Source organism: Deltaproteobacteria bacterium (assembly GCA_012522415.1).
Classification (GTDB): domain Bacteria; phylum Desulfobacterota; class Syntrophia; order Syntrophales; family JAAYKM01; genus JAAYKM01.
In genome coordinates this window covers 1-9,157 of the sequence record JAAYKM010000069.1, presented here as the reverse complement: position 1 = coordinate 9,157, position 9,157 = coordinate 1, and the positions used below count along the sequence as shown (strand labels likewise).

7 protein-coding genes and 1 pseudogene are annotated in these 9,157 nt (G+C 51.0%); 4 read left to right on the top strand and 4 right to left on the bottom strand.

All coding sequences use genetic code 11. From position 1 onward, the window contains the following. Positions 1-91: 91 nt before the first annotated feature. From tgt to mazG, 4 genes are read right to left on the bottom strand one after another with little or no spacing between them, the layout of a single operon-like run. On the bottom strand, positions 92-1,231 hold the full coding sequence (gene tgt / locus GX147_06155; GenBank protein NLN60275.1) for a tRNA guanosine(34) transglycosylase Tgt: 1,140 nt from the start codon (positions 1,229-1,231) through the stop codon (positions 92-94). Between the two features lie 43 nt (positions 1,232-1,274). Continuing rightward, a complete protein-coding gene (gene queA, locus GX147_06150) occupies positions 1,275-2,318 on the bottom strand; it encodes a tRNA preQ1(34) S-adenosylmethionine ribosyltransferase-isomerase QueA (protein NLN60274.1) in 1,044 nt (347 codons plus the stop codon). A gap of 36 nt (positions 2,319-2,354) precedes the next feature. Beyond that, positions 2,355-2,540 (bottom strand): DUF2065 domain-containing protein, encoded by a 186-nt coding sequence (locus GX147_06145; GenBank protein NLN60273.1) that lies wholly within the window; start codon positions 2,538-2,540, stop codon positions 2,355-2,357. Further along, entirely contained in the window at positions 2,537-3,349 is an 813-nt protein-coding gene (gene mazG / locus GX147_06140) for a nucleoside triphosphate pyrophosphohydrolase (GenBank protein ID NLN60272.1), read from the bottom strand. Before mazG ends, GX147_06145 begins: the two co-directional genes overlap by 4 nt. Before the next feature lie 273 nt (positions 3,350-3,622). Here mazG and GX147_06135 point away from each other — a divergent pair, with 273 nt between their 5' ends. The 4 genes and pseudogenes from GX147_06135 to hflB all read left to right on the top strand — a co-directional run. Further along, complete coding sequence (locus GX147_06135; protein NLN60271.1) at positions 3,623-3,838, top strand: acetyl-CoA carboxylase biotin carboxyl carrier protein subunit; 216 nt, start codon at positions 3,623-3,625, stop codon at positions 3,836-3,838. Between the two features lie 40 nt (positions 3,839-3,878). Continuing rightward, positions 3,879-5,042, top strand: coding sequence for an acyl-CoA dehydrogenase (locus GX147_06130; protein ID NLN60270.1), 1,164 nt, complete (start codon positions 3,879-3,881; stop codon positions 5,040-5,042). A 208-nt stretch (positions 5,043-5,250) separates the two neighbouring features. Further along, positions 5,251-7,032: pseudogene (locus GX147_06125) on the top strand (glutaconyl-CoA decarboxylase subunit alpha). A gap of 465 nt (positions 7,033-7,497) precedes the next feature. Beyond that, positions 7,498-9,157 (top strand): ATP-dependent zinc metalloprotease FtsH (gene hflB / locus GX147_06120; GenBank protein NLN60269.1); only part of this gene is annotated, 1,660 nt, incomplete at its 3' end.

Here is a 9,157-nt window from a genome sequence, read left to right as displayed (position 1 = left end):
TTGCATAGACGATGTCAGTCAACTCTTCCCCTCCTTATTAATATAGGTTTGCAGAATCCCCGTTCCTTCAGCCCGGTCATTTTGGAAACATTTACCGGATATCCTTTTCCCCCAAGGAATAATTTCCTTCACGATGAAAGAAGCTTTCCTTGAACCGATCGAACCGCCCGTTACGAATTGCCGTTCTGATTTCCTCCATCAGACGAAGGTAGAACTGCACATTGTGAATCGTATTCAGTATCATTGCCAGGATTTCTCCGGATATGAAAAGATGTCTCAAATAGGCTCTCGTAAAATTTCTGCAAGTATAACAGTCACATGCAGCATCCAGAGGTGACTCGTCATCCCGGTGACGGGCGTTTTTTATAACAACCTTTTCCTGTTTTGTAAATAATAATCCGTTTCTGGCACACCGGGTCGGCATGACACAATCGAACATGTCGATTCCAAAATCGACGCATCGCACAATGTCTTCCGGGGTTCCGACTCCCATAACATAGCGGGGATGGTTTTCCGGCATCAGAGGTGCCGTCGTTCGGACGATTTCCATCATGGCGGCCTTCGGTTCTCCGACACTCAGACCGCCCAGCGCGTAACCGTCAAAGCCGATTTTTACAACACTGGCCAGCGCTTCCTTTCTCAAGTCCAGATACGTTCCCCCCTGGACGATGCCGAATAAAGCCTGATCGTTGCGGGTCTTCGCCTCTTTGCAGCGTAAAGCCCAGTCCATGGTGATCTCGAGAGAAGCACGGGCCTGTTCAAATGAGGCGGGGTAGGGTGTGCAATCGTCAAAGGCCATAATGATGTCGGCTCCCAGATCCTCCTGAATGTTGATGGCCCTTTCCGGGCTGATGAAGTGTTTCGAGCCGTCAATGTGAGACTGGAACAGCACCCCCTCCCGGGTGATTTTCCTGAGGGCGCCCAGACTGAAAACCTGGAATCCGCCGCTGTCGGTGAGAATTGATTTTTTCCAATTCATGAATCTGTGAAGCCCCCCCATTTTTTTCACCAACTCTCGCCCGGGCCGCAGATAAAGATGGTAGGTGTTGGCCAGAATCATGTTCGCTCCGGCCCTCTCCAGCATTTCCGGTGTAAGCGCCTTGACTGTGCCCTGGGTACCCACAGGCATGAAGGCGGGCGTGGGGATTACGCCGTGAAGTGTTGTCAGGCAGCCGGTTCTGGCTTCCGAATTATTTTGTTTTGCTGTCTGAACAAATGTGCAGGGCGTCATTATGACCTTTCTGTCAAATAATCATTGCATTGATCAATTTGTTTTATGGTGAAATGAACATGCAGTCCCCGTAACTGTAGAAACGGTAGCGTTCCCGGATGGCTTCCGCGTATGCGGCCTGCACCCGTTCTTTCCCTCCGAAGGCGCAAGCAAGAAGGAACAGGGAAGACTTGGGCAGATGGAAATTGGTCAGCAGTGCGTTGACACGCCTGAAACGATAGCCCGGGTAGATGAATAATTTTGTGAGTCCCGAGGCGGCTCTGATGCGGCCCCGGTCATCGGTAATGGATTCCAGAACGCGTGTCGACGTGGTGCCCACGGCCACAACCCGCCGGGCATCCGAAACAATGGATGCTGTTTCCGGGGATACCTCATAATACTCCTCTTCCATGACATGTTTTTCCACCGTGTCGGTTTCAATGGGCAGAAATGTACCGTAACCCACATGTAAGGTAATCTGCACAATTGTAACCCCCATTGTTTCCAATTGGCGCATAATACGCTCCGTAAAGTGCAAGCCTGCGGTGGGAGCCGCCACGGAACCCGGTCGCCTGGCATATATGGTTTGATAACGGGTGAGATCGCTTGCGCGCAACGGTATTTCATCCTTGCGGTTGATATAGGGAGGAAGGGGGACGGAGCCGAAGCGTTCGAGAAAGACGTCGCATGGGATGGTTGTAATCAATTCTAGGATCCATTTTTTTTCCGTAATACGATCCAGAATTTTTGCACGGCCGTATTCGTTGAAAACCAGGGTTGTGCCATAGCGGACCCGCCTTGCAGGCCGAAGCAGTACTTCCCAGTGGGTGCAGTCCTGACTGGCTTCGCCGGTTCGTGCCAGGAGGAGCACCTCAACTGCGGCTCCGGTTTCTTTATTACCCCGGAGGCGGGCCGGAATCACCTTCGAATCATTCATGACCAGCACATCTCCTTTTCGCATACAATCGGGTAAGTCAAAAAAATGGCGATGGGTGAAATCCCCGGATGCTTTGTTCAATACCATCATCCGCGATCCGTCTCTTTCCGCAGACGGTTTCTGGGCGATCAGGCCGGCAGGAAGATGATAGTCAAATTCGGAAAGTTTCATGAACTTGTTCGATACTCCGGGCGGATAAAAGTTGGTTCAGTTTGTGCCGAAATAAACAAGGACAAGGCCGAAAAGCATGGACGTGAACCCCAAAATACGTAAAACGCGATCCGGAGTGTCCATGATTTTCATCATGAATACCTTGATTTTTTCGGGGAAAGCGAAATATGGCAGACCCTCCAGAATCAGGACCATTCCCATAACGCACAGAAAGTATTTCACTTCCTATCTCCTTCCTTCGCCTTGGCCTCGTCCCATAGATGATTCATTTCCTCGGACGATGCCTCCATCAATGTTTTCTGCTGATTCTTAAGGCTGTCTTCGATATAGGCAAAGCGTTCCTCAAATTTGTTTATCGTTTTTTTGAGGGATTGTTCCGCGTCTATATCGACAAAACGGCAAAGATTCGCTATGGAAAAAAACAGGTCCCCGATTTCGATCTCAATTTGTCTGACGCGGCCATGATGAATCGCATCTTTCAACTCGTCGATTTCTTCGACGATTTTATCCAGAACGCCCCGGGTGTTTTCCCAGTCGAAACCGACTCCGGCAGCCTGTTCAGTGAGTTTCTGCGCTTTGGACAGGGCCGGCATCGACATGGGATACTTACCGAGATGACGAGCCGGTTGAACGGGTTTATTCTCAACGTGTTCCTTTATATAGGACCAGTTGTTTTTGATCTCTTCGATGCTTCGGACTGATACATTACCGAACACGTGGGGGTGCCGCCGGATCATTTTGGCGGACACGGCGGAGACGATATCGCTGAAACGGTATTCATCCCTTTCTTCGGCAAATGCGCAAAGAAAGAGGATCTGAAAAAGAAGGTCTCCCAGCTCCTCCTTGAGATGTTCCGCATCACTTTCCTCTATGGCGTCAACGACCTCATAAGCTTCCTCAAGCAGATAGCGCCCGATATCTGACGGGGTCTGTTCCCTGTCCCACAGACAACCGTTGGGGCCACGCAAAGTCCGGATAATTTGCAGGAGGTCCTCGATCTCATTCCGAAGCCGGGGGATTTTTTGGGTCATGTCACCATCCCTTTACGTTTCCGGGAGGGTGGATCATTGTTTGTTCAGATACGTTCTTCCATGCGAAGCACATAGGCCACTCCAAATGAAAATAAGGTCGCATATGTACCATATGGTGGAGTTGATCACAATAACAAGGTTCACCCAACCGGGATTCAAATAACTGTTGACAAAGGGTGGTGTTTGGGATAGGTCAAGCTGTTTATTTCTGTCGAATACAAAAGACCGAGAGAAATAAGTATGAAAGAAAACAAACAACTAAAGGAGGATCTTATGAGTCAAAATGTCAGCGTTCCCATGGAAGGAAAGGTAATCAAAATCAATGTAAACGTCGGTGACCAGGTAAATGCGGAGGACGAAGTCATCATCATGGAGGCCATGAAAATGGAAATGCCTGTGACGGCACCTGCCGCAGGCACCGTGAAGGAAATCAAAGTGGCTGTCGGCCAGACATTTGCCGCAGACGCTGTTCTCATGGTTCTCGAGTAAAAATATCCGAGGTAAGACATTTATCTGGAAGGAGTTAAATATGAATTTTGCATTGACGGAAGAACTGGAAATGCTCCGCTCGATGGCAAAGGATTTTGCGGCGGAAAAGATTGCGCCTTTTGCCGACAAGTGGGATGAGGAACATTATTTTCCATACGAAGAAGTCATGAAGCCCATGGGTGAACTCGGTTTCTTTGGAACGGTTATTCCCGAGGAGTATGGTGGAAATGGAATGGGCTGGCTGGCTGCAATGATCCTCACCGAAGAGATCGCCCGCGCATCGAGCTCGTTACGCGTGCAGATCAACATGCAGGCTTTGGGCTGTGCTTTCACGATTTTCCGTTACGGAACGGAAGAGGCAAAGAAAAAATACATCGAGAAGCTTATAACGGCTGAATACCTCGGCGGCTTTGGTATCACCGAAGCGAATGCGGGTTCCGACGTGATGAGTATGAAGTCTGTTGCCGAGGACAAGGGAGACCACTGGCTGATTAACGGTACGAAGACCTGGATTTCCAACGCCAAGATGGCCGACTGCCTGATCTACTATGCTTACACGGATCGTTCCAAAGGCAGCAAGGGCCTTTCTGCATTTGTTGTGGATATGAAGAACAATCCCGGCGTGTCCGTGACGGAGCTGGACAAACTGGGCAGCCGTTCTTCACCGACCGGCGAGATCTTCATGGAAGATGTCAAGGTACCCAAGGGGAATCTGCTGGGTAATCTGGGTGACGGTGCGAAAATCGTTTTTGGTTCTCTCAACGGTACGCGGCTTTCGGCGGCGGCGGGTGGTGTTGGGTTGGCGCAGGCCTGCTTGGATACGGTTGTTCAGTATGCCAATGAAAGAGAACAGTTCGGCCAGACCATCGGCACCTTTCAGATGATTCAGGACATGATTGCCCAGATGGCATGCGAGATCGAGGCGACCCGTTTGGTCGTTTACAAGGCGGCATGGCAGAAGGATGAGGGCAACCTGAACAACACCCTGGAGGTCGCCCAGGCCAAATATATGTCAGGTGAATTGGCAACCAAGTGCAGCAACTACGCCATGAGAATTCTCGGTGCTTACGGTTACTCGACGGAATATCCTGTCGCTCGTTACTATCGCGATGCACCGACCTATTCGATGGTCGAGGGTTCGGCAAACATCTGCAAGTGGATCGTTGCCCTGGATGCCCTTGGGGTCAGGAAGGCCAACAAGTAAAGTCAATAAATTTTGGATCTAGAACGTATCATTGCCCCGGGCTTCGCTTTGCGGGAGACCGGGGCAATTGGTTGTTTTCCATGGCTGCCGTGGGTCCGGACAGACATTTTCCGTATACCCAGGAAAGCGGGTTAATCGGTTCGGTAGATGAGCAGAATTGCTGTGATCCCAAAGGAGGGACACAGACTCGGGAGGAAGGACAAGAATCATGAAACGGTATTTTCAAAAAATGAATGATCTGGGAAAAGCATTGACCGAAGCCCAGATCGAACAGATGCGTGACAGTAAAAACGAGATTGCAGCGGTTGTTGAAGGTTTGGAGGCCGAGGTTCGGCGGGTCAAAAATACGGGTATTCCTGCCAAAAAGATCAGGGATCGCGGTCAGATGACAGTCTGGGACCGGATTGAATATATTGTGGATCCGGGCACTTTCTGTCCCCTGCATACACTATACGATCCCCGGGCGAACGAAGAAGGAATGACCGGCGTCATCGATGGTCTGGCAAGGATCAGCGGTAAATGGTGTGTCCTTATCGGATTCGACAACAAGGTGATGGCGGGCGCTTGGATTTCCGGACAGGCGGAAAATATTCTCCGAGTTACCGATCTGTCGAAGAATCTGAACGTTCCTCTGGTATGGCTGGTCAACTGATCGGGTGTGAAGCTCCCCGAGCAGGAAATGGTCTACGCCGATCGGCGGGGAAGCGGCACCTGCTTCTTCCGCCATGCCGAACTGGAAAAAATGGGGATACCCGTTTTGGCCGGCATTTACGGCACCAACCCCGCAGGAGGGGGATATCAGGGTATCAGTCCCACGATTCTTCTCGCCCACAAGGACTGCAATATCGCTGTAGGCGGTGGTGGGATTGTCAGCGGCATGTCTCCCAAAGGATACTTCGATGCCCAGACGGCCGAGGAATTGATTGACGCGACCCGTCATTACAAAGAGGTGCCGCCAGGCAGCGTGGGTATCCATCATGATGTAACAGGATTTTTCCGCGCCGTATACGAGAAGGAAACGGAGGTCCTCGATGCGCTGAAAGAGTACATGGCGGAAATGCCCGCTTATAATCCTCGGTTTTTCCGTGTGGCGGATCCGGCGGAACCAAAGTTTCCGGGAGAGGACATTAATTCTATCGTTCCTTTCAACCAGAAGGCGATTTACAAGTTCGATGAAGTACTGGCCCGCCTTATCGATAATTCCGAGCATATGGAATTCCGGCCTGATTATGGCCCGGAGGTGTATACGGGTCTCGTCAAGATCGACGGTTTTCTCGTTGGCGCCATTGGAAATCGGCAGGGTTTTCTGGGAGTAAACTATCCGGAATATACGAATGAATATCTGGGTATCGGCGGTAAACTCTACCGTCAAGGTCTGATCAAGATGAACGAGTTCGTGACCCAGTGTGGTCGTGACCGCATTCCCATTGTCTGGTTCCAGGATACATCGGGGATCGATGTCGGCGACATCGCGGAGAAGGCCGAACTTCTGGGTCTGGGTCAGTCATTGATCTACTCGATCGAACAGACGGCTGTGCCGCAGATGCTCGTTGTCCTGCGTAAGGGGACAGCGGCGGCTCACTACATCATGGGTGGTCCGACGGCAAACAACCATTGCGCCTTTACACTGGGCACTCCGACGACGGAAATCTACGTTATGCACGGTGAGACGGCTGCTGCGGCATCCTATGCCCGTCGTCTTGTGAAGGAAAAAGATGGAGAACGCGATTTGACGCCGATCATCGAGAAAATGAACGAAATGGTGAAAGACTACTACGACAAGTCCCGGCCCGCGTACTGCGCGAAAACGGGATTTGTGGACGAAGCCGTCAAGTTCGAAGATATTCGCAAGTATATGGTGGCCTTTGCAAATTCGGTTTACCAGAATCCGCGGTCAATCTGTCCACAGCACCACATGATGCTCCCCAGATTAATCGAGTCCCAGGTGGTCAAGGGGCATCCCCGTCCGCCTAAAGAAGCAAAGCAGTAGAAGGAAAAGTGTTTTGGAATTTTCGGCCCAGGGGCAAAAACCCCTGGGCTTTTTTTCTTTGATCGTATAGGCCGTCTCCGTTAAAGCCGCATTTGTCCGGCTTGTTTTGCGTGGTTGTATCAACAAAGAGATGCGGCTCTTCGGGAATTGTGATATAAAAAGCGGTATAAGTGGTATAAAGTGACGTGCGATTTTTGAGGTGGCCTGCGATCATGTCTTATACGTTTGCGAAATTTATTTATGGGAGGGCCTGAGAGGTTTTCAAAGGGCCACCCCTTGACCCGGAGCGAATATTTCATAATCATGATTGAGTTCCTGCCGAATGCCGATGCGGTTGCCGGCCTGCTGCCACACTGGTTGTGCGAACAATAATTTATATAAGCGGTGCTGTGAAAGCAGGCATTCATTCTCATTTAAGAAACAGGAAAAACTTTTGCTGGCAGATCAACCCGATGAGGATTTCCCATGCAGAAACATTATAAATTTTCCATCTGGTACGTTCTTCTGGGCATCTGGTTTGTCCTCATTCTTCAGAATTATATTGCCTCAATGTACGCAGTTCCAACGATTCCGTACAGCCAGTTCATGGCTCTTCTGCAGCAGGGAAAAATTGGAGAGGTGGCGATTTCCTCTAATCAGATTCAAGGGAAATACAGGTCTCCAAACACCGGCCCCCAGGGTTCCTCTGAATTCAAAACCATCCGCGTCGATCCGCAACTGTCGGAGTCGCTTCAGAATTATCATGTTGTTTTCAAGGGTGAGGTTGAATCCACCCTTCTGAAGGATCTCATTTCCTGGATTTTCCCCATAGTTCTCTTTGTTGGTGTCTGGTTTTTCCTGATGAAGCGGATTTCTGGGCAGCAGGCCGGTTTTATGACTCTCGGAAAGAACAAGGCCAAAATCTACATGGAAAATGAACTGAACGTCACCTTTCAGGATGTTGCGGGGGTGGACGAGGCCAAACAGGAGCTTGTTGAAGTCATCGAATTCCTCAAGGAGCCCGGAAAATTCACTGAACTGGGCGGTAAGATCCCAAAGGGCATTTTGCTCGTAGGACCTCCGGGTACAGGCAAAACCCTTTTGGCAAAAGCCGTGGCCGGGGAAAGCGGTGTCCCCTTTTTCAGTCTGAGCGGTTCTGAATTCGTTGAAATGTTCGTTGGCCTGGGAGCGGCCCGGGTCCGGGATTTGTTCATCCAGGCCAAGGAAAAGGCTCCATGTATTATCTTCATTGACGAATTGGACGCATTGGGCAAGGCCCGTGGGGTGGGCATGATGGGGGGGCACGATGAACGGGAGCAGACGCTCAATCAACTCCTCGTGGAGATGGATGGATTCGATCCAAAAGTGGGGGTGATTCTCCTGGCTGCAACCAACCGGCCGGAAATTCTGGATCCGGCCCTGCTGCGTCCGGGCCGTTTCGATCGTCATGTTCTGGTGGATCGTCCGGACAAAGTTGGACGGGAAGAAATTTTACGTGTTCATCTACGTGAGATCAAGACCGCTCCGGATCTCGATGTCGGTAAACTCGCGGCCATGACCCCCGGCATGGTCGGGGCTGACCTGGCAAACCTGGTCAACGAGGCAGCCCTCCTGGCTGTGAGGCGTGGCAAGGCACTGGTGGAAATGGAGGAATTTTCTGAGGCGGTCGAACGGATCGTCGGTGGGCTGGAGAAGAAGAACCGTCTCATCAATCCTCAGGAAAGAGAAACCGTAGCGTATCATGAAATGGGCCATGCCCTGGTGTCCCTCTCTTTGCCAGGCACGGATCCGGTGCAGAAAATTTCGATCGTCCCCCGCGGCATTGCGGCCTTGGGTTACACAATGCAGGTACCTACGGAGGATCGTTTCCTTATGCGGAAGACGGAACTCATGAACAAGGTGGCATCTCTCCTTGGAGGACGCGCTGCAGAGGAGATCATTTTCGGTGATATTTCTACAGGGGCCCACAACGATCTGTCTCGAGCCACCGATATTGCGAGAAGCATGGTAATGGAATACGGCATGAGTACCGCTTTGGGGCAGGTTTATCTGTCCCGGAAATCCAGGCCCCTGTTTCTCGATGCCGGTATGCCTGAAAGTAATGAATTCAGCGAAGCGACAGCGGAGTTGATTGACCGGGAGATCA

Excerpts from the sequence above, each read along its gene's own strand:
- tgt (NLN60275.1), bottom strand. The coding sequence starts at position 1,231 with ATGACGCCCTGCACATTTGTTCAGACAGCAAAACAAAATAATTCGGAA.
- queA (NLN60274.1), bottom strand. The coding sequence starts at position 2,318 with ATGAAACTTTCCGAATTTGACTATCATCTTCCTGCCGGCCTGATCGCC.
- mazG (NLN60272.1), bottom strand. The coding sequence starts at position 3,349 with ATGACCCAAAAAATCCCCCGGCTTCGGAATGAGATCGAGGACCTCCTG.
- GX147_06135 (NLN60271.1), top strand. The coding sequence starts at position 3,623 with ATGAGTCAAAATGTCAGCGTTCCCATGGAAGGAAAGGTAATCAAAATC.
- GX147_06130 (NLN60270.1), top strand. The coding sequence starts at position 3,879 with ATGAATTTTGCATTGACGGAAGAACTGGAAATGCTCCGCTCGATGGCA.